The organism is Microbulbifer regidiadema (SeqCode), from assembly GCF_052467605.1.
The window spans coordinates 3,104,839-3,130,611 of record NZ_CP174316.1 but is presented as its reverse complement, the minus strand read 5'-3'; the positions used below and the strand labels follow the sequence as shown (position 1 = coordinate 3,130,611).

At 53.0% G+C, this 25,773-nt stretch carries 22 protein-coding genes and 1 pseudogene; 20 read left to right on the top strand and 3 right to left on the bottom strand.

Features of this window, described 5'->3' with window-relative positions; all coding sequences use genetic code 11:
* The first annotated feature begins 62 nt into the window (after nt 1-62).
* The 14 genes from ACJJIF_RS14330 (at nt 63) to tatC (ending at nt 12,458) form a co-directional block, all read left to right on the top strand.
* Nucleotides 63-641, top strand: coding sequence for an SPOR domain-containing protein (locus tag ACJJIF_RS14330; RefSeq protein WP_444929018.1), 579 nt, complete (start codon nt 63-65; stop codon nt 639-641).
* A 165-nt stretch (nt 642-806) separates the two neighbouring features.
* A complete protein-coding gene (gene hslV / locus ACJJIF_RS14325) occupies nt 807-1,346 on the top strand; it encodes an ATP-dependent protease subunit HslV (protein WP_108734993.1) in 540 nt (179 codons plus the stop codon).
* A 76-nt stretch (nt 1,347-1,422) separates the two neighbouring features.
* On the top strand, nt 1,423-2,739 hold the full coding sequence (gene hslU, locus ACJJIF_RS14320) for an ATP-dependent protease ATPase subunit HslU (protein ID WP_444929017.1): 1,317 nt from the start codon (nt 1,423-1,425) through the stop codon (nt 2,737-2,739).
* A 4-nt stretch (nt 2,740-2,743) separates the two neighbouring features.
* Complete coding sequence (locus ACJJIF_RS14315; protein WP_444929016.1) at nt 2,744-3,118, top strand: gamma-butyrobetaine hydroxylase family protein; 375 nt, start codon at nt 2,744-2,746, stop codon at nt 3,116-3,118.
* Nucleotides 3,119-3,377: 259 nt separating this feature from the next.
* Entirely contained in the window at nt 3,378-4,913 is a 1,536-nt protein-coding gene (locus ACJJIF_RS14310) for an alkaline phosphatase (RefSeq protein WP_444929015.1), read from the top strand.
* Nucleotides 4,914-4,929: 16 nt separating this feature from the next.
* The gene (locus ACJJIF_RS14305; protein WP_444929014.1) at nt 4,930-6,492 is read left to right on the top strand and encodes an alkaline phosphatase; all 1,563 of its coding nucleotides are present in this window, start codon (nt 4,930-4,932) and stop codon (nt 6,490-6,492) included.
* A gap of 418 nt (nt 6,493-6,910) precedes the next feature.
* Nucleotides 6,911-7,660, top strand: coding sequence for a bifunctional demethylmenaquinone methyltransferase/2-methoxy-6-polyprenyl-1,4-benzoquinol methylase UbiE (ubiE, locus tag ACJJIF_RS14300; RefSeq protein ID WP_444929013.1), 750 nt, complete (start codon nt 6,911-6,913; stop codon nt 7,658-7,660).
* Nucleotides 7,661-7,715: 55 nt separating this feature from the next.
* Nucleotides 7,716-8,345 carry a ubiquinone biosynthesis accessory factor UbiJ gene (locus ACJJIF_RS14295; RefSeq protein WP_444929012.1) on the top strand — a complete coding sequence of 210 codons (630 nt, stop codon included), beginning with the start codon at nt 7,716-7,718 and terminating at the stop codon, nt 8,343-8,345.
* 2 nt (nt 8,346-8,347) lie between these two features.
* Nucleotides 8,348-9,958, top strand: coding sequence for a ubiquinone biosynthesis regulatory protein kinase UbiB (ubiB, locus tag ACJJIF_RS14290; protein WP_444929011.1), 1,611 nt, complete (start codon nt 8,348-8,350; stop codon nt 9,956-9,958).
* A gap of 51 nt (nt 9,959-10,009) precedes the next feature.
* The gene (gene hisI / locus ACJJIF_RS14285; RefSeq protein WP_444932355.1) at nt 10,010-10,402 is read left to right on the top strand and encodes a phosphoribosyl-AMP cyclohydrolase; all 393 of its coding nucleotides are present in this window, start codon (nt 10,010-10,012) and stop codon (nt 10,400-10,402) included.
* A 7-nt stretch (nt 10,403-10,409) separates the two neighbouring features.
* A complete protein-coding gene (locus ACJJIF_RS14280) occupies nt 10,410-10,742 on the top strand; it encodes a phosphoribosyl-ATP diphosphatase (RefSeq protein WP_444929010.1) in 333 nt (110 codons plus the stop codon).
* An 89-nt stretch (nt 10,743-10,831) separates the two neighbouring features.
* Nucleotides 10,832-11,095 carry a twin-arginine translocase TatA/TatE family subunit gene (gene tatA, locus ACJJIF_RS14275; protein ID WP_444929009.1) on the top strand — a complete coding sequence of 88 codons (264 nt, stop codon included), beginning with the start codon at nt 10,832-10,834 and terminating at the stop codon, nt 11,093-11,095.
* A 29-nt stretch (nt 11,096-11,124) separates the two neighbouring features.
* On the top strand, nt 11,125-11,712 hold the full coding sequence (gene tatB / locus ACJJIF_RS14270; RefSeq protein WP_444929008.1) for a Sec-independent protein translocase protein TatB: 588 nt from the start codon (nt 11,125-11,127) through the stop codon (nt 11,710-11,712).
* Entirely contained in the window at nt 11,709-12,458 is a 750-nt protein-coding gene (gene tatC / locus ACJJIF_RS14265) for a twin-arginine translocase subunit TatC (RefSeq protein ID WP_444929007.1), read from the top strand. Before tatB ends, tatC begins: the two co-directional genes overlap by 4 nt.
* 274 nt (nt 12,459-12,732) lie before the next feature.
* On the opposite strand, the gene ACJJIF_RS14260 is transcribed toward tatC, so the two are convergent.
* Nucleotides 12,733-12,909 carry a DUF3149 domain-containing protein gene (locus ACJJIF_RS14260; protein ID WP_444929006.1) on the bottom strand — a complete coding sequence of 59 codons (177 nt, stop codon included), beginning with the start codon at nt 12,907-12,909 and terminating at the stop codon, nt 12,733-12,735.
* 489 nt (nt 12,910-13,398) lie between these two features.
* On the opposite strand from ACJJIF_RS14260, the gene ACJJIF_RS14255 reads away from it, so the two are divergent.
* The 4 genes and pseudogenes from ACJJIF_RS14255 to ACJJIF_RS14240 all read left to right on the top strand — a co-directional run bounded on the left by ACJJIF_RS14255 (nt 13,399) and on the right by ACJJIF_RS14240 (nt 19,981).
* The gene (locus ACJJIF_RS14255) at nt 13,399-14,538 is read left to right on the top strand and encodes an aminopeptidase (protein WP_444929005.1); all 1,140 of its coding nucleotides are present in this window, start codon (nt 13,399-13,401) and stop codon (nt 14,536-14,538) included.
* A gap of 361 nt (nt 14,539-14,899) precedes the next feature.
* Nucleotides 14,900-16,747, top strand: a complete 1,848-nt coding sequence (locus ACJJIF_RS14250; protein WP_444929004.1) for a hypothetical protein — start codon at nt 14,900-14,902, stop codon at nt 16,745-16,747.
* 126 nt (nt 16,748-16,873) lie between these two features.
* Nucleotides 16,874-17,676, top strand: a pseudogene (locus tag ACJJIF_RS14245) (transposase).
* Nucleotides 17,677-17,926: 250 nt separating this feature from the next.
* Complete coding sequence (locus tag ACJJIF_RS14240; RefSeq protein WP_444929003.1) at nt 17,927-19,981, top strand: hypothetical protein; 2,055 nt, start codon at nt 17,927-17,929, stop codon at nt 19,979-19,981.
* 121 nt (nt 19,982-20,102) lie between these two features.
* Here ACJJIF_RS14240 and gap read toward each other — a convergent pair whose 3' ends face one another.
* A complete protein-coding gene (gap, locus tag ACJJIF_RS14235) occupies nt 20,103-21,113 on the bottom strand; it encodes a type I glyceraldehyde-3-phosphate dehydrogenase (RefSeq protein WP_444929002.1) in 1,011 nt (336 codons plus the stop codon).
* Between the two features lie 85 nt (nt 21,114-21,198).
* Complete coding sequence (tkt, locus tag ACJJIF_RS14230) at nt 21,199-23,199, bottom strand: transketolase (protein ID WP_444929001.1); 2,001 nt, start codon at nt 23,197-23,199, stop codon at nt 21,199-21,201.
* A gap of 259 nt (nt 23,200-23,458) precedes the next feature.
* On the opposite strand from tkt, the gene ACJJIF_RS14225 reads away from it, so the two are divergent.
* Both ACJJIF_RS14225 and metK read left to right on the top strand, forming a co-directional pair.
* Complete coding sequence (locus ACJJIF_RS14225) at nt 23,459-24,415, top strand: metalloregulator ArsR/SmtB family transcription factor (RefSeq protein WP_444929000.1); 957 nt, start codon at nt 23,459-23,461, stop codon at nt 24,413-24,415.
* A gap of 71 nt (nt 24,416-24,486) precedes the next feature.
* A complete protein-coding gene (gene metK, locus ACJJIF_RS14220; RefSeq protein ID WP_444928999.1) occupies nt 24,487-25,707 on the top strand; it encodes a methionine adenosyltransferase in 1,221 nt (406 codons plus the stop codon).
* Nucleotides 25,708-25,773: the final 66 nt, after the last annotated feature.

Here is a 25,773-nt window from a genome sequence, read left to right as displayed (position 1 = left end):
CCCGGCACTGAATTGGCGGTACAATTCGCAAGCCGTTAAAACCCACAGGGAAGAAGTTTTCCATGAGCCGTCGCACCAGTAATCGCCGCAGTAAAAAAGCCGCAGGCAAGCCCGCATGGGTTTGGTTTGTCCTGGGGAATTTTGTCGGTGGCTTTGCGGTGGCCGTATTGTTTCTCTATGGCATGGACCGGGACAGCCGGGGGAGCAGTGGCAGCCAGCCAAAAACGGTGCAGCAGCGGGAGGAGGCATCGCCTCAACCGCGCTTTGATTTCTATACCAAGTTAAAGGAAAACGAAGTCCAGGTACCGCCGCCCAAAGTGGCACAGCCGGCGCGCCGCAGTGACGCCAGCAACAATTCCCAGAGCAGTAGCTCATCGCAACCCGATCGCAGCACCCCGGCCCAGGTATATATCCTACAGGCGGCATCGTTTCGCGATGCCTCTGAGGCGGAGCGCCTGCGCGTTGAGCTGACTCTGGCCAACCTGGATGTCCAAGTGGAATCGGCCACCGACAGTCGGGGCACCTGGCACCGGGTACTAGTGGGCCCCTACAGCAATCGCTCGCGGATGGCCAAGGCGCGCCAGACACTGGCGGAGCACCGCCTGATGCCGCTGGTGCTGAAACGTCCGGCAACTCAGTGACCAATAATTCCCTCTGTTAGCGGGTGCTACTTCGCTCGCTAATTGTGACTTCTCTTATTGAAATCGGCGCGCACCGTCCTCACTTATCTAGCCTGAAGATAATTCCCCGGTGCGGGCACTTTGATGCCCGCTGCCAGAGTACACGCGCAATCCGAGAGGTCTCCATTGGAACAGTATCGCGGAACTACCATTTTATCCTGTCGCCGCAACGGCAAAGTTGTGATCGGTGGCGACGGCCAGGTGTCCATGGGCAACACCGTTATGAAAGGCAATGCGCGCAAGGTGCGCCGCCTGTACAAAGATAAGGTGATTGCCGGTTTTGCCGGTGGCACCGCAGACGCTTTTACCCTGTTCGAACGTTTTGAAGCCAAGCTTGAGGCCCACGGTGGCCAGCTGACCCGCGCCGCAGTGGAGCTGGCCAAAGATTGGCGTACCGACCGCGCCCTGCGCCGTTTGGAGGCGCTGCTGGCGGTCGCGGACTCCACTGCCAGCCTGATTGTGACCGGCAATGGCGACGTGATTCAGCCGGAAGACGACCTGATTGCTATCGGCTCCGGTGGCCCCTTCGCCCAGTCGGCAGCCCGCGCGCTGCTGGACAATACCGATATGGACGCCCGCTCTATTGTGGAGCAGGGGCTGAAGATTGCCGGTGATATCTGCGTTTACACCAACCAGAATCACACCATCGAAGAACTGGCTTATTGATTGATTGCCGGATACCCCCTCGGGTGGCCGGCTGCCGGGCTGTTTGAGCCCCGCAAGAATTTTTGCAGGAATTTTTATGTCTCAGATGACACCGAGAGAAATTGTCCACGAACTCGACCGCCATATTGTCGGTCAGCAGGAGGCCAAGCGCGCGGTCGCTATTGCGCTGCGCAACCGTTGGCGCCGTATGCAGGTTAGCGAAGACCTGCGCGCCGAGATCACGCCGAAAAATATTCTGATGATCGGCCCCACCGGCGTGGGCAAGACAGAAATTGCCCGCCGCCTGGCGAAGCTGGCGAACGCGCCCTTTATCAAGGTGGAAGCGACTAAATTCACCGAAGTTGGCTATGTTGGTCGGGATGTAGAGTCGATCGTACGCGATCTTGTCGAGATGGCGGTGAAGCAGGAGCGCGAGCAGGCCATGGCTGGTGTTGAGCAGCGCGCTATGGACGCGGCAGAGGAGCGCATCCTCGATGCCCTGCTGCCGCCGGCGCGCTCCACCGAGCCCACCGATAAGGATTCCAGCACCCGCCAGCTGTTCCGCAAGAAACTGCGCGAAGGGGATCTCGATGACAAAGAGGTCGAGGTAGACCTGTCCGCTGCGCCCATGGGTGTTGAGATTATGGCCCCTCCCGGTATGGAGGAGATGACCAACCAGCTCCAGGGCATGTTCTCCAATATGTCCCAGGGCAAGACCCGCAAGAGCAAGCTGCCGGTCAAGCAGGCCCTCAAGCAGCTCACCGACGAGGAAGCGGCCAAGCTGGTCAACGACGAAGATGTTAAGACCCGTGCGATCCGCGCTGCTGAGCAGAATGGCATCGTATTTATCGATGAAATCGATAAAGTCGCCAAGCGCCAGGAGAGCGGCGGTGCCGATGTCTCCCGCGAAGGGGTACAGCGCGACCTGCTGCCACTGATTGAAGGCAGCACGGTTAACACCAAGTACGGCATGATCAAAACCGATCACATCCTGTTTATTGCCTCCGGTGCCTTCCACCTTTCCAAGCCCTCGGACCTGATTCCCGAGTTGCAGGGTCGCCTGCCCATTCGCGTGGAATTGAGCTCGCTCAGCTCCGCAGATTTTGAGCGCATTCTCACCGAGCCGTCCGCCTCCCTCACCGAGCAGCAAAAAGCACTGCTGGCTACCGAGGGGCTGGAGCTGCAATTTAGCGAAGACGGTATTCGCCGTATTGCGGAAGTGGCCTTCGAGGTCAATGAGCGCACCGAGAATATCGGTGCGCGCCGTTTGCACACGGTACTGGAGCGCTTGCTGGAGGAAATCTCCTTTGATGCGGGCGATGGCCACACCTCGCTGAACATTGATGCGGCCTACGTGGACAGCCACTTGGGCGAGCTGAGCCAGAACGAAGACCTGTCGCGTTTTATTTTGTAAACCAATGAAACCGCAAAAGATCCGTTTAAATCGCGCAGAGAAAAGCCTGCAGCTGGTATTTGGCGATGCTGAATTTACCCTGCCGGCAGAATATTTACGCGTCTACTCCCCCAGTGCCGAGGTGCGTGGCCACGGTGCCAGTGAGCCGGTGCTGGTCAGTGGCAAAATGCATGTGGGCATCGATACGCTAGAGGCGGCTGGCCGCTATGCGCTAAAAATCGATTTCGACGATGGCCACGACACCGGTATTTTTACCTGGGAGTACCTGCGCGAATTAGCGGAAAACTACGCCGCTAACTGGGAGGCCTATCTACAGCGCCTGCGCGCTGCCGGGCAAGGCCGCGACCCGGATGAGAGTGTGGTGAAGTTTATCGGCTAGCCGCAGGCCGGCAATTAAACCGCCCCCCAGGGGGCGGTATCCCCCTAGCAAATCTTATTGTTCTTCTCTTTTTTCTGTCACTTGCCGCTTAGATAAGTATTTTTTACTCCACTCGTACCAAGTCTTACGGTTATTAAATAATCTTTTGCTGGTCGCGGGTTTTGAACGCAAAGATATTAACAACGTAACCGGCGCGTCATTCTTTTGTCATATTTTGGAACTCTAATGCTCGCCAAATTAACGAGTTCTGGAGGCCCCCGTGGCAAAAACAATTGCCCGCGCACTGAGCGCCTTTTGTCTGATTCCTCTCGCATCCGCTGTTTCAGCGGCAACCCTGCCCGACTACCAAACCAACAGCGCCTGGTACACGGAAAGTGCTGACAGGTTGGAAGCGCGCGCTTCACTTTCCCGCGAGGCAAACACTGCGAAGAATGTAATTCTGTTTGTCGGTGACGGCATGGGCATTTCCACCTTAACCGCCGCCCGCATCCTCGAGGGCCAGCTGGCCGGTGAGAGCGGTGAGGAAAATGCGCTCTCCTTCGAAGAGTTCCCCTACACCGCGCTGATCAAAACCTACAACACCAATCAGCAGACCCCGGACTCTGCCGGTACCATGACCGCCATGATGACCGGAGTAAAAACCCGCGCCGGTGTAATTAATATCGACGGCGATGCACTGCGAGCCGATTGCGCCAGCAGCGAGGGCAGGGAATTAAATACCTTCCTGGAAATGGTGGAGAGCCGTGGCAAGGCCACCGGCATTGTTTCCACTGCGCGCCTGACCCACGCCACGCCCGCAGCCACTTACTCGCGCAGCCCGGAGCGCAACTGGGAGTATTACGCCGAGGGCGACTGTTCCGATATCGCCTCGCAGATGGTGGAGATGTCTGCCGGCGACGGTATTGATGTCATGCTCGGTGGCGGCCGCCGCAACTTTGTGAGCACCGACAACGACGGCAGGCGTGAAGACGGCCGAGATCTGACCAGTGAATGGCTGGCGCGCTATGACGGCGAGCAAACGGCCGTGTACCTGGAGAGCGGTTCCGAGCTGGCCGGCGTCGATATTGCCTCCACCGATAAATTATTGGGGCTCTTCACCAGCAGCCACATGAGTTACGATGCGGACCGCATCGCTAAAGACAGCGATGAGCCGAGCATTGCCGAGATGACCGATACCGCCATCGAGCTGTTGGAAAAAGACAGCGACGGTTACTTCCTGATGGTAGAGTCCGGGCGTATCGATCACGGTCACCATGCCGGCAATGCCTACAACGCTTTGCACGATGCGATCGCCTTTGCCGATGCGGTACAGGTCGCCCTGGATAAAGTGGATCTGGAAGAAACTTTGATCCTGGTGACCGCTGACCACAGCCATGTGATGACGATCGCCGGCTACCCGACGCGCGGCAACCCGATTCTCGGTAAAGTGGTTGAGAATGACAGCAGCGGCGCCGCAGAAGCGCAAGAGGGCCTCGCCTCAGACGGCAAACCCTACACCACGCTGAGCTATGCCAATGGTCTGGGCTTTGCCGATCTGGGTGAAAATACCGATGCGGATGAGCGCTACGATATCGCCGCCGCTAGCGGGCGCCAGGACCTCTCCGGCGTGGATACCGAAGCGCCGGGCTTCCACCAGGAAGCGCTGGTACACCTGGAGTCGGAGAGCCACGCGGGCGAGGATATCAGCCTGCACGCTATCGGCGCCGGCGCCGAGCGGGTGCAGGGCAGCCTGGAGCAGAGCGCAGTCTTTCACGTGATGACTGCTGCGACCGATCTGTCGCTGACAGAAGAATAACTGGGGGTAATTCACCATGAGATATTTTAACAAGACCGTACTGGCTTTCTCTGTCGCCCTGCTGGCCAGCGCCTGTAGCGATGACAATTCAAACTCTGACGATGTAGTGGACCTGCCCGGAGAAGAGCATGTCGGTGTTTCCTCTGCTCAGAGCAGCAGCAGCTGGTTCCAGGAAGCTCAGCAGGCGATCGAAGAGGCGAGTGCGGTAGAAATCAACAACACCCCCGGTGCCGCCAAGAACGTGATTCTGTTTGTCGGCGACGGTATGGGCATTTCCACCGTCACCGCCGCCCGTATTCTGGCCGGTCAGCAGGAGGGCCTCGATGGTGAGGAGTACCAGCTGAGCTTTGAGAAGATGCCGTTTGCCGGCCTGGTCAAAACCTACAATACCAACCAGCAAACCCCGGATTCCGCCGGCACTATGACCGCGCTGGTAACCGGGGTTAAAACCAAGGCCGGTGTCTTGAGCGTTGCCGAAAATGTTGCGCGCGGCGACTGTGCCGCCAGCCTGGACTACCCGCTGACCACCGCTGTCGAATTGGCTGAAGACCTGGGCAAGAGCACCGGTATTATCAGTACGGCGCGTATCACCCACGCCACTCCGGCGGCCACTTATGCCAAGGTGCCCGAGCGCGGCTGGGAAGAGGCAGCGCCGGATGGCTGTACCGATATCGCCGCCCAACTGATTGAGTTTGCTGCCGGTGACGGTATCGATGTGGTGATGGGCGGTGGCCGCCGCAACTTCCTGCCCAGCGATGTTACCGATATCGAGGGTGAAGTGGGGCGCCGTGAAGATGGGCGCAACCTGGTGGATGAGTGGAAGACCCGCTACGAAGACGGCGTCAGTAATATTGCTTACGTTGAAGAGAGCAGTGCTTTTGCCGCAGTGGATGCCTCTGCAACTGACAAGCTGTTCGGTTTGTTTAATTCCTCCCATATGGAATATGAAGCGGATCGCGCAGATGACACTGCCGGTGAGCCCTCCCTGTCAGAAATGACCGCTAAAGGTCTTGAGGTGCTGCAAAAAAATGAGGACGGCTACTTCCTGATGGTGGAGTCCGGTCGTATCGACCACGGCCACCACGCCGGCAATGCGCACCGCGCCCTGACCGATGCGGTGGAGTTTGCCGAAGCGATCCAGTACGCCATGGATAACACCAGTGCAGAAGACACTTTGATTATTGTCACGGCGGACCACAGCCACGTGATGACCATTGCCGGCTACCCCACGCGCGGCAATCCGATTCTCGGCAAAGTGATTGGCAATGACAGCAGTGGCGAAGCGGAAACCGCACACGCCCTGGCCGAAGACGGCCTGCCCTACACCACCCTGAGCTATGCCAATGGCCCGGGCCACAGCGCCGGCGACAGCGGTGTGCGCCTGGACCTGCTCAGCACAGATACTGCGGCACTGGATTACCAGCAGGACGCGCTGATTCCTATGAGCAGTGAATCCCACGCCGGTGAAGATGTGGGTGTTTGGGCGCGCGGACCCGGTGCACACCTGGTGAGTGGTACCAACGAGCAGAACTTTCTGTTCCACGTAATGGCGCGCGCTGGCGGACTACTCGGGCAGTAAGCGCTGCGGCTAGCGGTGTGGATGACGCTGTTTATCCGCACCGCTTTCTCATTTTCTTAGTCGCTGTCGGTGCGGATAATTTTTCCCACTGTGGCATATTCGCTGTGCAGTTTATTGCCCCGGCATGATTGCCATTAGCATCGCACCACGCAACACCTCGCTCAATTCCCCCACTGCTTTACTGCGCTCGCCCTCCTCGCTGCGACACAAATACCCGCTTGTTAGAGCTACTTTTTATGGGCGACGGAGTGAAATTAGCCGGGCAAAGAGGAGTCATTCTGGAATGGGACCCCCGCAGCCGAGGCCCGGATTATGGGCTAAATATTAGCGGTTTCCGTTCCGGTTGATTTCAAGCGGTGCTCCACTGGCCCCGGCAATGTACAATGGCCTTTTAAAGTTTTCGCTCAGCAGGCATAGCATGAAGGATCGCAAGACCACCCACTTCGGCTACCAGGAAGTGCCGGTGGAAGAAAAGGCCGGTCGTGTGGCAGAAGTGTTCCACTCTGTAGCAGCCCGTTACGATGTCATGAACGACTTGATGTCCGGAGGTGTACACCGCCTCTGGAAGCGCTTCACCATCGAATTGTCCGGCGCCCGACGGGGCCAAACTATTCTCGATATCGCCGGGGGGACCGGTGATCTCACCGCGCGCTTCTCGCGTATTGTGGGCGCCAGCGGCCAGGTAGTATTGGCGGATATCAACGAGTCGATGTTGCGAGTGGGCCGCGATCGCCTGCTCGACCGGGGTATCGCCGGCAATGTAGTGCCGGTGCAGGCGGACGCCCAGTACCTGCCCTTCCCGGACAACACCTTCGACTGCATCACCATTGCTTTCGGTCTGCGCAATGTCACCGATAAAGACCTGGCACTGCGCTCCATGTTGCGCGTGCTCAAACCCGGTGGCCGTCTATTGGTGCTGGAGTTTTCCAAGCCCCAGTCGAAGTTGCTGGAGAAAGTCTACGATCAGTATTCTTTCCGCCTGTTGCCGTTTATGGGCAAGCTGGTCGCCAATGATGCGGACAGCTATCGCTACCTGGCGGAGAGTATCCGCATGCACCCGGACCAGGAAACCCTCAAGGGGATGATGGCGGATGCCGGTTTTGTCGATTGTGAATTCCACAATATGACCGGCGGAATTGTTGCTTTGCATCGGGGCATCAAGCCCTGAATAACCGCACAAGCCTATTTTTTCTCTGAGCGCAGGCACGAGGCCGTAAACCGCCATGAGCGATCCCACTTTTCGCGCGGGCTTTGATGCCGCGCTGGAAACCACAATTAATACTGCCCTCCAGTACGACCCGGCAACGCGAGACCGCCTCTCCGCACTGGATGGCAAAACCATGGCGCTGGACTTAACCGCGCCTCACTTACAGTTTTGTCTGTGTATCGAGGGCGACCAGGTGCGGGTGCGTCAGCACTGGGAGGGGCAAGTGACCACCCAGCTGAGCGGCTCGGCGCTGTCTTTTATTCGCCTGCTCAAAGACCCGAATGCGACTCCGGCCAAACTGGGGGTATCTGTCAGTGGTTCCAGCGCCCTGCTGGCCGAATTGCAGTGGATTTTGAGCGACCTGGATATCGATTGGGAGGCGCTGCTGGCGCAGGTCGTCGGCGATATTCCCGCCCACTCAATTGGCAATGTCCTGCGCGATGCCGCCCGCTGGCTGGGTGGCAACCTGAACCGGGCGCCTGAAGTCGCAGTCGAGACCATCAGTGAGGAGTGGCAGCTGACCCCGCCCCAGGCTCAGTTCGAAGCGTTTGTCGAAGATCTGGCGGAGACCTCCCTGGCTACAGAGCGGCTCGAAGCGCGCGTGCGCTTGCTGGAAGAACAGTTTTCCCGCAGGGAGGCCGAGTAGTTTTGCCCGTTCGTCGCAGTCTTACAATCGCGCGGGTTTTTCTGCGCTATCGTCTCGATCAATTATTGCCGGCAGAACAGCGCCCCCTGTGGTTGCGGGGATTGCTGCTGCCGGTGAAGTTGCTGCCGCAGTCCAAGATGCCACGGGGCGAAAGGCTGCGCCGCGCCCTGGAAGAGCTGGGGCCCATTTTTGTTAAGTTCGGTCAGCTACTCTCCACTCGCCCCGACCTGTTGCCGCCAGATATTGTCGAGCAATTGGATTATTTGCAGGACAAGGTGCCGCCCTTTCCCAGTGACCAGTGCACGGCCCTGATCGAAGAGGCCCTTGGCGCCAGGGTGGGTGAGGTCTTCGCCAAGTTTGACCAGCAGCCACTGGCAGCGGCTTCGGTGGCACAGGTACATGCGGCCGAGTTAAAGAGCGGCGAATCGGTGGTGGTCAAAGTGCTGCGCCCGGGCATTGGTGAAGTGATCCAGGAGGATTTGAGACTTCTGGGGGTGATCGCCCGGGGCATCGAGCGCTTTGTGCCCGAGGGGCGCCGCATGCGCCCGGTAGAAGTGGTTGAGGACTACCGGCACACGATTGAAGGTGAATTGGACCTGACCCGCGAAGCGGCCAACGGCACCCAGCTGCGGCGCAACTTTACCAATTCCCCGCTGCTGTATATCCCCGAAGTACACTGGGATTACACCCGTGAAAATGTTCTGGTACTGGAGCGCATCGACGGCATCCCCGTCACCGACTTGGCCCAACTGCGCGCCCAGGACACCAATATGCAGCTGCTGGCCGAGCGCGGTGTCGAGATCTTTTTTAAGCAGGTCTTCGAATACAACTTCTTCCACGCGGATATGCATCCGGGCAATATTTTCGTGTCCAGGGCGCACCCGCAGCGCCCTCAATATATTGCGATTGATACCGCGATCGTCGGCAGTCTGACACGGGAAGATCAGTACTATCTGGCGCGCAACCTGCTGGCGATGTTCCGCCGCGATTACCGCATGGTGGCAGAGCTGCATGTGCAAAGCGGCTGGGTTAGGGCGGATACACCGATCAACGCCTTTGAGTCCGCCATTCGCTCGGTCTGCGAGCCTATTTTTGAGAAACCCCTGGGGGAAATTTCCTTCGCCCGGGTGCTGATCAGCTTGTTCCAGACCGCGCGCCGATTCGATATGGCGGTGCAGCCACAGTTGGTACTGCTGCAAAAGACCTTGCTGAATATCGAAGGCCTGGGACGGCAGCTTTATCCGCAGCTGGATCTGTGGAAGACTGCTCATCCATTTCTGGAGCGCTGGATGCGTGAGCGAGTTCACCCCAAAACGATAGTGGGTGAGATAAAACGCTATGGCCCGGAGTGGCTGGAGAAATTCCCGCAGATGCCGCAGCTGGTGTACTCGGCGCTGGAGCAGTCGCGGGAACTGGCGCCCCAGTTAGAGGTAATTGGCGAGCAGCTGGCGGGCTCGCAGCGCCGTGGTCTGCGCCAGTATATTCGGCGGGTCGCTGGAGTTGTGCTGGGAGTGGGAGCCATCGCCGTCAGTAAACCCGAGTGGCTGGCTCAGTTGCCGCCGTCGGGCTGGGTGCTGGGAATCGCCGCGTTGGTGCTACTGCTGTGGCCCTAGGGCGCCTCGGTCTACACTGGAACTTCTAAGGATTGTTAGACATTGACTCAAATTCAAGCAAAGGCCGGCTTTCTCGATAAAGTCAGCTGGAACAGCGATGGTCTGGTTCCCGCGATTGCCCAGGACTTCGAAACTGGCCGGGTGTTGATGATGGCCTGGATGAACCGCGAATCACTGGCCCTCACGGCCAGTGAGGGCTATGCAGTCTACTGGTCCCGCTCCCGCAAGAGCCTGTGGCGCAAAGGGGAAAGCTCTGGCTTCCTGCAAAAGGTGCGCGAATTGCGCCTCGACTGTGATGGCGACACCATCTTATTGCTGGTCGAACAGCAAGGTGGTATCGCCTGCCATACTGGGCGCAGTAGTTGTTTCTACCACCTCCTTCAAGACGATGAGTGGCAGGTGAATCAGCCGGTGCTTCAAGACCCCGAGGCTATCTATAAGTGAGTCAATTATGAACGACGTGCTGCAACAGTTAGATGCGGTTCTGGAGAGTCGCAAAAATAGCAGTGACGCTTCAGAGTCCTATGTGGCCAGCCTACATGGCAAGGGCCTGAACAAAATTTTGGAGAAAGTGGGTGAAGAGGCCACGGAAACCATCCTCGCGGCCAAGGATGCACAGTACAGCGGTGACAATCGCGAGTTAATTGCCGAGACGGCGGACCTGTGGTTCCACTCACTGGTGATGCTCTCCCATCTGGGCGCCGATTCGCAGGATGTGGTGCGCGAGCTCGGGCGCCGCTTTGGCTTGTCTGGACTGGAAGAGAAAGCCGCGCGCACTCAGTAAGCATTTGGATTATTTGTGGCACTACCCCTGATGGCGGGAGTGTTCGCTAAGAAACTCAAGCCATCCTATTGAATGTAATGGAGACAATTATGGGATTCGGTGGAATTAGTATCTGGCAACTGTTGATTGTCCTGGTCATCGTTTTACTGCTGTTCGGCACCAAGCGGTTGAAGAATCTCGGCGGCGATCTGGGCGGGGCGATCAAGGGTTTCCGCAAGGCGGTTAAGGATGAAGACAAGGCCAAGGAATCCGAGGAAGACAAAGACGTCGAGCGCCTCAAGCACGATGAGGAAGACAAGCCCGGCCAGGACAGCGCGATCAAAAATAAAGATAAGCAGTCCCAGGACAAGTAATCGGCAACGACTAAGGCGAGAGTCCCTCCGTGTTTGATATCGGCTTTTTGGAACTATTGGTGGTTGCTGCTGTGGCCCTGTTGGTGGTCGGCCCCGAGCGCCTGCCGGATGCTGTGCGCACCACTTCCCGCTGGTGGTCCGGCTTGAAGCGCACCCTGCACAGTGCCCGCGAGGAACTGGAGCGGGAGGTTGGAGCCGATGATATCCGGCGCGAGCTTCACAATGAGCGCATTATGCGTGAGATTGAGGAGAGTCGCCGCGAGATGGAAAAAACCTTTAACGAAGCCAACAGGGAAGTTCACGACGCACTCAAGCCGGCGGAGAAACCGCGAGCGGTAGCGGCTCCAGAGAAAAAACCTGAAGCCAGCCAACCTGAGACGGCGAAGTCTAAAAAGGCGGTGGAGAAACCCGCCCAGCCTCGCACAGAACAGGAGGATTACTTGCCGGAACAGGATGAAGCTGCGGAGGAATTACAGGACCCCGAATACCCGGAGCATTGGCATGACTTTGGGGACCCGGAGTTAAACTCGGATCACCCCGAGCATGTCGATGCCGATAAAACAGACAAACAAGGCGCAAAGAAAACCTCGCAACAGGAAAAAGACAGCCAATCATGAGCGATCAGTCCCAAGATAAGCATCAGCCTTTTATCGACCACCTGATCGAATTGCGTGATCGCCTATTGCGAATCCTTTTGCTAGTACTGGTCGTATTTGCCTGTTTGATGCCGTTTTCCTCGGAAATTTATAATTTTATTGCGCACCCGCTACAGGAGCGTTTAGCCGGTGATGTGGGCATGATCGCTACAGAGGTGACTTCCACATTCCTGACACCGTTTAAAACCACCTTTATTGTTTCCTTTTTTATTGCCATTCCTTTTGTGCTTTATCAGGCCTGGGCATTTATTGCCCCAGGCCTGTATAAAAACGAAAAGCGTATAGCCATTCCCCTGCTTATTAGCAGTGTCGCACTTTTTTATATCGGCATTGCATTTGCGTATTTTGTGGTTTTCCCATTGCTGTTTGATTTCTTTGTGGGAACAGCCCCTGAAGATATCAAGGTAATGCCGGATATGCGCAGCTACCTCGACTTAGTGCTGAAGCTTTTCTTTGCTTTTGGTTTTGCTTTTGAAATTCCGATCGCGACAGTCCTGCTGATCTGGACTGGGGTGGTGGATGCTAAGACACTGGCGAGCAAGCGCCCCTATGTGATCGTAGGCTGCTTTTTAATTGGTATGCTGCTCACGCCACCAGATGTGATCTCCCAATCCCTGTTGGCCCTACCTATGTGGCTACTGTTTGAGATCGGTATTCTGTTTGGGCGTTGGATGAAGTCTTCTCCCAAAGACAAGCCCGCTACCTGAGTGATACAGGGCGGTATTGCGCGTATCGCAGTACCGGGCTTGCCACAGCGCCCCGGAGTGAATTTACCGCGCAGGGTGCAATATTAATCAACAGCACCAACTCCCCGCGCCCGCTGCTATCAGAGCGGGCCTGGCAGAAGTTTAATCACAGCGGCTGTTCCCCCAATTCTAGGGGGCAAACTAGCAGCCGCAGAAAAACCGCTGTTAGTCACTCATTTGAGCTACAAGCACTAAACTAGCTTGCCAGCGCGCGCTGGCAATACTGCGGGAAGCTTTACTGTGTATCGCTTCCCGCAGCCTGTGCGGCGATGCGGTCCTGTTCTGCAACGGCTTTTTCAACATTGTTGCGAATCAGGCGAACGAAAAATGCCGCCATCAGGAATATAAAGGCAATCACGCCCAAGCTGAGAAGGCCAGAAAAGCTGGTAAACAGGTCAATTAAAGCATCCATTTTTCTCTCCAAATAGGCCAATGCTTCACCTATACAGTCTATGGAGCTGTAGTGGAAATCTCTTGACCTAAATCAAGCTGGATCGAGTTATCGTGAGAGGGACGGGTCGGTCAACGCAGTATTGAGGCCGCTAGCAGGCAGAGTAAGCTCGCGCCACACAATAAATAGAGGTCGCTATTTTCTCTCCTGCTGGGCAGAAGCAGCAACAGCGCCAAAGGCGGTAAAAATAGTGCGATTAACCCGGATAAGGGCGTGTGGCTAAACCCTATAAATAGCAGTCGCAACCAGGCAATAGCGCCCAAAACCAGCGCAAATACTGTCAAAACAGCTGCCACTGGAGCCATGGAGCAACCCTTTGTGCATACAATAGTTTGACTGATGGGTTTCCCTGAGAAAATCGTCGGGGCCTCTGAATAATTCCGCAATACCTCTGTGTGCCCTGATGCTAACCGCCCTGAATGTCAGAGGCATTTCCCAATAGGAGAAAGAGTGTATATCAGTATTGTGGCTCTCAGCTTTTTAGCGCGCCTGCGGGTTTGGTTGCTGGCAGGGATATTGTTGACACTTTACGGCTGTGAGACGGCGGGCTATTACCTCCAGGCTGCAAGTGGTCAATTGCGGATACTCTCTGCCCGCCAGCCGATTGAGGAGTTGCTTCAGGGGGGCAATACCAGTGATTCACTGCAAAGGCAGTTACAGCGGGTGCAGCAAATTCGTGCCTATGCAGCACAGGAATTAAAGTTACCGGTGGGGCAGGCTTACAGCTCCTATGTGCAGCTTGAGAGCAAATACCCGATATGGAATGTTTTGGCTGCACCAGAATTTTCCCTGAGCCCAAAACGCTGGTGTTATCCCATCGCCGGTTGCGCCAGCTATAGAGGTTACTTCCGCAAGTCAGCGGCCATAGCTAAAGCCAACAGTCTGCGCAAGCGGGGCTACGATGTCTATCTGGGGCCGGTACCCGCCTACAGCACTCTGGGTTGGTTTAATGACCCGGTGCTGTCCAGTTTTGTGAATTGGCCCCCGGAGAGGCTGGCCGGACTTTTATTTCACGAACTGGCACACCGAAGAGTTTATGTGCCAGGGGATACCCGTTTTAATGAGAGTTTTGCGACAGCGGTTTCCGAAATTGCCCTACCGGATTGGCTGCGCACTCAGGGGCTTGCGAATTCAGTTGAGGAAAGCAAGGCACAGGCACTGGCGGTACGGCAATTAATGAGTGCGGCACGCAAAGAGCTACAACCGATTTATCAGTCTAATCAGCCGGATGCGCTGAAGCGCGAGCAAAAACAGCAGGTTTTGACTCGATTGAGACGTTGTTATTGGCGCATGGCCGGGAGGTGGCCTTACCCGGCACGTTATCAGGCTTATATAGAAAAAACTAATAATGCGACTTTGGCATTGGCGGCGGAGTATGAATCTTTAGTCCCGGCTTTTCGCCAGCTTTATCGAGATAGTAGTGGTTGGCCGGATTTTTATAATTCAGCCGAGCGCTTGGGTAAACTCGATAAGGAAAATCGAAAGCAGCGTCTATTGATATTGGCTGCTGAATACAGGAGAGAGAATTCTAAGTCGGACAATGCAATTAATTTTGATGTTATGGCCTGTATGCATAGCGGTAGTTTTTAGGCTTGATATTACTTTTTATCGTTAATAAAAAATAACCACTCCACAAGTCCGGTTATTTTTATATGCCAGATATTTACCAAAGGTTTGATTTTCTATTTAGTCACTTTTGTCAGTGTGTCTTAATAAGTAATTACCTATAAATAGATATTTTTTATCGGGAAAATTATAATTTCCAAGTTTGTTAAGTAATGTAAAGGCAGTACGCAGAATGTATAGATATGGATTGTCAACCCTTTTAGGGGCTTGCATCGTAAGTTTATTAACTGGATGCAGTGGAGGAAGTGATGATAGTGGTACACCTGCACCACCAGAGCCGGATAGTATTTCTCTCTCTATCCAAGGGAAGCTAGTAGATGGGCCCATGGAAAATGCCAATATTGAGGTTTTTATTGGCGACGCTCTAGTTTTCACAGACTCAAGTGGTGATGGCAGCTATTTAGCTGAAATCGAATTGGATGACCACGAGTCTGAAGAATTAGTGAAAGTTTTTGCTACCTCTCAAGATGATAACAAAATTAAATTTGCCAGCATACTGGGTCCTGTCAGCTCTTTGCTTGAATACGCTGGAGACGATGGGGTTCTTGATTCATCAGACAATCACTCCGTAAATATTAGCAGCGTATCTACGGCTATTGCTGCTATATTCGAAGCGGAAGCTAATAAATCTATTGAGTCTTCAGAGGATTGGCATAGTTCCCTTAAGTTGGTGGATGCAGATAGGGCTTTCTCTGTTGCTACAGCAATAAAGGTTTTTATTGATTATGCGGATAGAGGAATTTCTATTCCCTCTGAAGTGGAAGATACCTACCAGTTTGCATCAGATTTTAAATTGTCTTCCGAATATGTTTATTTGTTAGAAGTAACAATGAATGAATTATATCGGGAGGCGCAGGAGGAGTTGGCGCAAGCTGATGGCCTTTTAAGTTTGTCGAGTGGTACTCAGGCGTCTATAGCGGATATATATGATTTAGGTTGGGGGGAAATAAAATTAAATGAAGATGGAACTGGTGAATATCTAAGTGATGGTGTGGCCGTTGAATTGTCCTGGCAAGAAAGCTCTGAAGGGATTGTTCTGGAGGTTGATAGCACTTTTACAGTCTCAGATTCAACTTATATTGACGGAAGTTATGTCTATTTTGAAAGAAATAGAGAACTGAAGAAATTGTTCTGGGCGTATGATTCAGAATCTCAGGGAATGTTAGTGTTTGAGGTGAGTGATAGTCTTCGCTACCCTGGAGGACAGTTGCCTGATAGTGTTGAGAAGGGTTACTGGGCTGTTTCAGCCGTTCGCTCAAAAGGGCTTGTGAATCCCCGGGATGCGTTAGTTTTGGGAGAGGTTTATAGCATGCCGATGCCTAGTCGTGCTGGAGAGGTGGTTGGCGCTACTGAGGATTACTATCCCGATTTCACTACTCCCGATTTCACTACGAATACTATGGAGATGAGCTTTTCTGGCGACTTTGATGAAGGCGGAGTGGTCAGCGTGAAAGTCCCCTCTACTTCACTTGACGGCAAAGCACTCGAAACAGATATTACTGCTACATGGATGCTGAATAATTCCAACCGATTGATTGTAAATTTACCAGATAACTCTCAACTGACTTATTCACTATTGAATGTTGTTGCTGATGGTGTTTTTGAAACTTCTGTTTCTGAGAGGTTAGATGATGGAAGTTACTCTTTTTGGCTCTCTAATGTTTTATTAAAAGGTAATGAAAGCTGGTCTGAGCGGGATGTTGCTGGAATTTATACGTATCAGCCGACTTTTGCTAATCCGCTGTACAGTTATTCTTTTGACTTATCCGTTGATGGTTCTTTAGTTATCGTTAATAGCTTTGATCTTAATAAAAATAATGAAATTGAAGATAACGAATACTACGAATCACCTGGCCGTTGGCAGGTGGGGGATAATGGCAGTTTGTTTATAAGAAGGTATAGATCTGAGGACGGTAGCTACTGCTTGCCGAGCTCCTGGGAGCCCTCTGATGATGAAGGTTGTGAAGTGTCTCGTGAAAGAGAGTGGGAGTTGCATCAATTTGTAGAACCCAATAATTACTGGTTTCGGCAGCATCGCAATATTTTTAGGGATGCTAATGAGTTAAGTTTGCCGGTGGGTACAGATATTGGAGGTTATATTCTGAATTACGGCAATATATATAATACACACCTGCAGAAGGTTGATGAGAGACCGGTTGTAATGTCTGAATGATTGTTAAGCTTGGCCGCCGTGGTGGGTAGGGGAAGTGGCAGCCTTTTAGGTTGCCATTTTTGTTTGGATATGTAGTGTTAAGAATTCTGTGTCATTTCATTATTATTAGAAAAAAAGAGATGACCCATGACCAAACCCACTTTCGATATGGATGCCGCCGTTAAAGCTTTGCGTGAGGGTAAAGACCTCAGTGGCAAAGATGGAATCCTAACCTCTCTGATCAAGCAACTCACCGAAGTCGCCATGATTGCAGAGCTGGAGGAGCATCTCGCCAGCGAGGACAGTCCCAACCGCAAAAATGGCAGTACCTCAAAAACCATGAAAAGTCCCGCTGGTAATTTTGAGTTACAGACGCTGCGGGACCGTGCCGGCACCTTTGAACCTCAAGTCGTCAAAAAGCACCAGACCCAGCTTACCGACGAGTTAGAGCGCAAGGTCATTGCGCGGTTTGCCTTGGGCAACAGCTACCAGGATATCCGCACACATATTGCCGATATCTACGGCATGTCGCTTTCCAACGGCACCGACCGACAAGCTGTTACCGGAACTTAAGGCTTGGCGTGAACGCGACTTGGAAGCCGTCTACCCCATTGTCTGTCTTGATGCTATCCACTATAAAACCAAGGAAAATGGTCGTTATATCAGCAAGGCCATTTACACGATTCTTGGCCTTAATATTGAAAGTAAAAAGGAATTGCTGGGACTCTACTTATCCGGCCCAGAAGGTGCACATCACTGGCTGACTGTCCTGACCGAAATTAATAACCAAGGGGGGCTTCGCCAATGAGAACAGCTTACTGAAACTACTTTACGTCGGTATACTAAAAGCCTCTGAGCGTTGGACACACCTGATTCAAAATTGGAATCTGACACTGTCACAGCTAGCGATCCACCTTCCAGATAGCCTGGAGAAATACATCAGCCTATAAGCTGTTTAGCTGACACAGAGTTTTGAACCCCCTCTTTGGATAAATACCTTTCTATATTAATTTTTGATTGCTTTGCAGTAGCTTTATGGGCTTTAAGTTTGTGGTACTTGATTGTGGTGCGCTGCGAGCATATTTAATCTATTTGTAGATTCTGGATATGGGTTTTTGAATCTATGTTTAGCTTTTGATGCTTGATTTTCTTCTTTGGTCGTTTTTATTGGATTTTTTTGTGGGTTTCTAATATTCTGGTGTGTCTGTCGGACGCAAAGTTTATATTTTCTTCGCCGCTATTTGTTTAATTTACTATGCTCAATCAATTAATATGATTTACCTTAAGATACTCCATAGATTGTTTTTTTTACTTGTTTTTCTATGTATATCCGCCTGTGGTGGAGGCTCATCTAGCAGCAAAGAGGAGTCAAATGATGACAGCCTAAGCCTAACTGTGCAAGGTTACGTTGAGGTGGGTAGCTATACCGGTGTAGAAGTAGTATTCCGAGCGGGAGATGAAGTTTTCAACGCTGATTTGGATACGTATGGCAATTATACCGTAGAATTGGAAATCCCTGAATCAGAGGTTGACTCCTTTGTATATGGGGAGGCCATCTTTCCTGCCGACAGCGGTATAAAACTAGTTAGTGCCCTCGGTTCATTTGATAGTCTATTCGAGATCTCTGGAGATGATGGTATACTAGTTCGCTCGGAATTACTTGGCGTAAATATTACCAGTGTTACTACAGCACTCTCTGCTCTGTTAGAGATTGAAAATAATGGTGGAATCACTTCTGATTCCCAGTATAGCGCAGCATATAAAAAAATAAATTCTAGTACTATGCTTGATATAGCTGCATATATAAACCTTTCGCTTGATAGGCCGCAGGAAGAGGAATTCTTTCTGCCCGACGGAGTTGGTGATATATATGAGTTGGCGACAAATTTTAATTTGGTATCTTTATATATTTTGCAATTAAGGTCTGACTTTGCAGAAGAGTTTGAGATGTCGAAAAGGGCTATTTTCGAAAATAAAAAACTTGTCAATTCTTCTCCGTCGAGTTTCTTGGCTACAGAGGATACTTACTATCTTCCCAATTTAAATTTGCGTTTAACTCTGCGTGCTGATGGTACCGGAGAGCTTGTGGGGATGATGGATCGTGTTGCGATAACTTGGTCACGCACCGATGAAGGTTTGATTCTTGAGGGTGCAGATATAGCTGTCAACTATTTCTATAGTGATTACGTTACGGAAAATCGAACCAGAATAAATAGGATGAACTGGGTTTTTGAAGGAGATACCGTTGATTCTGTGATTCTTGATCTCGTTCACTATGATCACTACCCGAATGGGGAGTATCAGGATGGTTCTTTTGTAGAGCAAGTTTCTATGAGCTCCGCAATACGATCCTCGGCTGAATTACCGGTATCTAGTACTATTGAGTTAGGAAAACTATATAGTATGCCAAACACAGTGGGGATTACTGAGTTTGTCGAGCTTTCCGGAGAATTGCCGCAATGGAGTTTAGTATCAGTGCTAGATATGCGTTTTTATGGCGATTATGAAACGGGTGGAAAGGTTGATATTTTTGTTCCTGAAATATATGCCGATGGAAATTCTATTACAACAGAGTTGTCAGGAACCTGGTCTTTAAGTGGTGAAAACCAGCTTAGGGTTGAGGTTTCAAGCGGACGTTCGTTTACTTATACTTTTTTAGATTCTGAGTTTACTGATTATGATTGGGCATTTGTCGCTTATGAATCTGATGGAAGGGTGAGGGCAGAATTTGATGCGGTTTTTGCTAAAGAAGTAGAGGGATGGGATAAAGAAAAAGTATCAGGTATTTACCAGATAGGTAACTATGGTCAATCTTTGAGGCTGGTGCAAGATTATTACTGGTATGAATTAAATGTCGATGGGTCGGTAAGTGAAGTGTACGCATATGACCTTGATCTTGATGGTGATTTCAGTGAAAGTGAAATTAATGTCACTAAAGGGCTGTGGCAGCTGGATGAAAATGGTGTTGTAGTAATTAGGCATTACTCAATGGATGGTGAATCCTGTATTCCAGATGTGTGGGACCCTGTAGCTGGTTCAAAATGTCGAATTGATTTTCAGCGTGATTTGGATCTTTATAGTATTGATGAAAGTATATTTTATATAAAAAAGACACTCACAAACTTTTCTTATGATTCGAGTGGTGAAGATAGTGATGTATCAAATTTTGAGGGGCAATTATTGAGTCGGGTCTTAATTTATCCTTCAAAAACTGAGAAGGTATCCGTAAGACCACTTGAAGTTCCAGGGCTATAATTTCTTCCAAATATATCCGTATGTAAGTAATGGGGTGGTAGCTGCTTAGGCTACCATCTCTGTTATCAATGCTTTTATATTTAAGATAGTAAAGCTAAGCTATTGTTACTTCAGAGGTTGCCTAGCAGCAGAGTCGCCTGGCCACATCCAGCATTCGGTTGGCAAATCCCCACTCGTTATCAAACCAAATTAAAATCTTGGCTAATTGACTGCCCGCTACGCGGGTTTGGCTTGCATCAATGACGCCGGAGCGGGGATCGTGATTAAAGTCGCAGGATGCCAGCGGCTCCTGGGTAAAACCGAGAACACCGTTAAACTCCGTTGCGGAAGCCGTTTTTAATAGTGTATTTATCTCTTCTCGGTTCACTGTTTTTTGTAGAGAGACGGATAAATCAATAGCGGAAACATTAACCGTGGGCACGCGCAGGGCCTGTGCCTCAAATTTGCCTGCCAGGTTAGGCAGTATCCGCTCAATACCCCGGGCTAAAGCCGTATCAACAGGGATAACCGAGGTTATCGCTGAGCGGGTTTTCCTCAGGTCGGTGTGATGGTAGGCGTCACTTACCGGCTGGTCGTTCATTGCGGAGTGGATGGTAGTAATAACCCCGGCTTCAATGCCGAAGGCTTTATCCAAAGCAGCGATAACCGGTACGCTGCAATTAGTCGTACAGGAGGCGGCAGAAATAATGCGTTCTCTACCGGTTAAAATATTGTCATTCACCCCGTAAACAATGGTGGCGTCCACATCGCGGCTGGCGGGCTGGGAAAACAATACCTTGTTGGCTCCGGCAGTTAAATGTAACTCTGCGTGATGGCGCTGCTTAAAGCTGCCGGTGCACTCCAGTACAATATCCACTTGTTGCCGCTGCCAATCCAGCTCTTCTAAGCGCTCGCAATGAGTAACGGCAATAGAATCCCCATTAACTACCAGAACATCTTTATGCACGGAAACTTCGCCGGCGAAGCGGCCGTGGACAGAATCGTACTTTGTCAGGTGTGCGATGGTATCGCAGTCAGCCAACTCATTGATGGCAACTATTTGTAAACTATCGCGGGCGCCAGACTCATAGAGTGCGCGTAAAACGGAGCGGCCGATGCGGCCGTAGCCATTGATGGCAATTCTAGTGGTCATAGCACAACTGTTAGGCAGGAGAAAAAATTCAGCTAGGGGACCCCGCGCGGCGCTATTGCCACGCGGGGTTGATATCAAAGCGCTATTACTTCAGCAGCTTCTCTACAGCTTCGGCAACGTTGTCCACGGTGAAGCCAAAGTAGCGCATCAAGTCACCGGCAGGCGCAGATTCGCCAAAGGTTTCCATACCGATAATAGCGCCATCGAAACCGACAAACTTATACCAGTAGTCTTTGTGGCTCGCCTCTACCGCTACTCGTGCACGTACAGAAGAAGGCAGTACGGATTCACGATAAGCTTCTTCCTGCTCCATAAACAGCTCGGCACAGGGCATGGAAACAACGCGAACTTTCTTACCAACCAGTTTTTCCTGGGCCGCCATCGCCAGCTCTACCTCGGAGCCTGTGGCAATAATAATGGCCTCAGGAGTGCCCTCACAGTCAGACAGAACGTAGCCACCGCGCTCAATCTGCGCCAGTTGTGCGCTGTCGCGATCTTGAGGAGCCAGGCCCTGGCGGCTAAATACCATGGTGCTGGGGCCATCTTTGCGAGCGATGGCCATCTTCCAGCTCACGGCGGATTCGGTGGCGTCGCAGGGGCGCCAAGTGTGCAGGTTTGGCGTGGCGCGCAAGGCGCTGAGCTGTTCTACCGGCTGGTGAGTTGGACCGTCTTCGCCCAGGCCGATGGAGTCGTGGGTGTAGACAAAGATTACGCGCTGCTTCATCAGTGCGGCCATGCGCACAGCGTTGCGGGCGTATTCCATAAACATCAGGAAGGTAGCGCCGTAGGGCACAAAGCCACCGTGCAGGGCGATACCATTCATAATGGCACTCATGCCAAATTCGCGCACGCCGTAGTAGATATAGTTGCCGGAGGCATCTTCGGCGCTGACGCCCTTGGAGCCGGACCAGATGGTGAGGTTGGAGCCGGCCAGGTCGGCGGAGCCGCCGAGGAATTCGGGCAGCAGCGGACCGTAGGCGTTCAGAGCGTTTTGGCTGGCTTTGCGGGAGGCGATCTTCTCTGCACTTTCCTGGCAGGCTTTGATGTACTCATCCGCTTTGCTAAGGAAGTCCGCAGGCAGTTCACCGCTCATGCGACGCTCAAATTCAGCCGCCAGCTCCGGGAACTCTTCGCGGTAGTCGGCGAGGATATCTTTCCACTCGTCTTCCTGGGCTTCGCCCTTAGCCTTGGCGTCCCAGCCCGCGTAGATAGCTTCGGGGATTTCAAACGGAGCGTGGGCCCAGCCGAGGGTTTCGCGAACCAGGGCGATTTCTTCGTCACCCAGCGGTGCGCCGTGACACTCTTCGCGTCCCTGCTTGTTCGGGGAGCCGAAGCCGATCACGGTTTTACAGCAGATAATAGTGGGCTTATCGGTAACCGAGCGAGCCTCTTCAATCGCAGCTTTGATGGCGGCAGAGTCGTGGCCATCCACATTGGGGATAACATGCCAGCCGTAGGATTCAAAGCGCTTGGGGGTATCGTCGGTAAACCAGCCTTCCACTTCGCCGTCGATGGAGATGCCGTTGTCATCGTAGAAAGCGACTAGCTTGCCCAGGCCCAGGGTGCCGGCCAGGGAGCAGGCTTCGTGGGAGATGCCCTCCATCAGGCAGCCGTCGCCGAGGAATACATAGGTGTGGTGGTCGACCAGCTCGTAACCGGGACGGTTGAACTGAGCGCCCATTACCTTTTCGGCCATGGCCATACCAACGGCATTGGTGATGCCCTGACCCAGCGGGCCGGTAGTGGTCTCTACACCGGGAGCGTAACCGTATTCCGGGTGGCCCGGAGTTTTGGAGTGCAGTTGGCGGAAGTTCTGCAACTCTTCGATTGGCAGGTCATAGCCGGACAAGTGCAGCAGGGAGTAAAGCAGCATGGAGCCGTGACCGTTGGAAAGTACAAAGCGGTCGCGATCGGCCCAGTTGGGGTTGGTCGGGTTGTGCTTTAAGTAGTCATTCCACAGCACCTCGGCGATATCCGCCATACCCATGGGCGCACCTGGGTGGCCACTTTTGGCTTTCTGGACAGCGTCCATAGAGAGGGCACGAATGGCGTTGGCCTTTTCGGTGCGAGAGGGAGTAGAAGACATAAGGAGAGCTCTCTGGTTTCTCAGGTAGGGTGCGGCGCTGCTCTGCCGGCAGATTCCCGCAACAACGAAAATGGTGGCGTATTTTCCCGTAAAGGGCCGCCCCGCGCAAAGCTTTGCTAGGGGAATTGTTGTCGAATACGACAACAATTTTCCAATTCTATGCATTTGGTGGTGCCATTAATATCTATATCAAAAACATTTAATGAAGCTATATCAAAAGATTTTGATATAGCTTTTATCCCCTGCTAGACTTGGCTCCATGTCTGAGAATGAGTCCGCTTCCGAACTGAGCCCAGCCGAGGCAATCCCTCAGCTGGCCTTGACCCTGAAGGCCGCCGGAGATCCCCTGCGCCTCGAGATATTGCGCCTGCTCAGTCAGGATTCTTACAGTGTTTTAGAGCTGTGCCGAATCTTTGATTTGCGCCAGCCGGCTTTGAGCCATCACCTGAAAGTGCTCGCCCAGGCGGGACTGGTAAATAAGCACCGCGAAGGCAATAACCTTTTTTACCGGCGCACGGCAGCCACGCCACTATTGGCACAGCTCTTTAGCAACCTGGATCAGCTGCCGCTGACAGATCGGCGGGTGCAGGCGGTATCCCGCATCTCGGAGGAGCGTGCGGAAGCATCGCGGCGCTTCTTTGCCGATTACGGCAATCGCTTTCGCGAACAGCAGGAATTGATTGCCAGCTATGACGTCTATGGCCCGCAGGTGGCACAGCTGCTCAAGCCCGGTCTGCATGCACTGGAGGTGGGGCCCGGGGAGGGTGAGTTTTTACAGGAGTTGGCGCAGCGGTTTGCCACTGTGACGGCACTCGACCTGTCCTCAGCGATGTTGGCGCGAGCCCAGTCCTTTGCCGATAAGCGGGGCATTAAAAATATTGAGTTCGTGTGCAGCGATACGCGGGCTGCGGCGGCGCACCCGGCCAGCGCCGATACCATCGTGGTGAATATGGTGCTGCATCACACCCCTGATCCGGCGCAGATCTTTCACGATTTGCACGGCGCCCTGAAGAGCGGTGGACAGCTTTTGATTGCAGAGTTGCAAGATCACCGCCAGGACTGGGCCCGTGAGGCCTGTGGGGATTTGTGGCTGGGCTTTGCACCGGAGCAGCTGAGTGACTGGGCCGCGACCGCCGGCCTGCAAGATGGGCGCAGCATTTATCGCGCCCTGCGCAACGGTTTTCAGATCCAGATAAGAGAATTTATCAAGCCCTGACCGGGCTTGTCAGGCACAGCCTGAAGTCAAAAGATATTTAACCGCTGCGGCGGGACAATGGAGACCTCAAAATGAGTGAATACAGACTGTTTACTTCAGAATCCGTATCTGAGGGACACCCGGATAAAATTGCCGATCAGATTTCCGATGCTGTATTGGATGCTCTACTGGCCCGTGACAAGCAGGCGCGGGTTGCCTGTGAAACCCTGGTAAAAACTGGAATCGCCGTTATAGCCGGTGAGATTTCCACCTCTGCCTGGGTCGATCTCGAAGAGCTGGTGCGCAAAGTGATTACCGATATCGGCTATACCTCCTCCGATGTGGGCTACGACGGCGATACCTGCGGTGTTATCAATGTTATCGGCAAGCAGTCTGTGGATATTGCCCAGGGTGTGGACCGCGCCAAGTCAGAAGATCAGGGCGCGGGCGATCAGGGCTTGATGTTTGGTTATGCGACCAACGAAACCCCCACCTTTATGCCAGCGCCGATCTATTACTCCCACCGCTTGGTTGAGCGCCAGGCCGAAGTGCGTAAATCTGGTCTGTTGCCCTGGTTGCGCCCCGATGCAAAAAGCCAGCTGACCTTCCGCTACGACGAACAGGGCCGCCCCTGTGCGATCGATGCGGTGGTGCTCTCCACTCAGCACAACCCGGACGTCAGCCAAAAAGATCTGCGCGATGCGGTGATGGAACTGATTGTGCACAACACCCTGCCGCAGGAGTGGCTGCATAAAGACACCCAATTCCATATCAATCCCACAGGTAATTTTGTGATTGGCGGACCGGTTGGGGACTGCGGTCTCACCGGGCGCAAGATTATCGTCGATACCTACGGTGGTTCCGCTCGCCATGGCGGCGGTGCATTTTCCGGTAAGGACCCCTCCAAGGTCGACCGCTCTGCCGCCTATGCGGGCCGCTATGTGGCCAAGAATATTGTCGCCGCCGGTCTGGCCAGACGCTGTGAGATCCAGGTTTCCTATGCCATCGGCGTGGCCGAACCGACTTCTGTTGCAATTAATACCTTTGGAACCAACTTGGTGCCAGAAGAAAAATTGGTAGAGCTGGTGCGCGAGAACTTTGACCTGCGCCCCTACGCTATCTCCAAATCTCTCGACCTGCTGCACCCGATGTACCAGTTGACCGCAGCTTACGGTCACTTTGGTCGCGATCCGTTTACCCACACTTACAACTGGGTCGACAGCAATGGTCAGGAGCGCAGCGAGACCTTTACCGCATTCCCGTGGGAGAAAACCGATAAAGCGGATGTACTGCGGGCTCAGGCCGGCCTCTAAGTTTCAGAAATAAGTATTCATGCCCGTGCCAAAAGTGCGGGCATACAAAATATGCTGGGTACCACT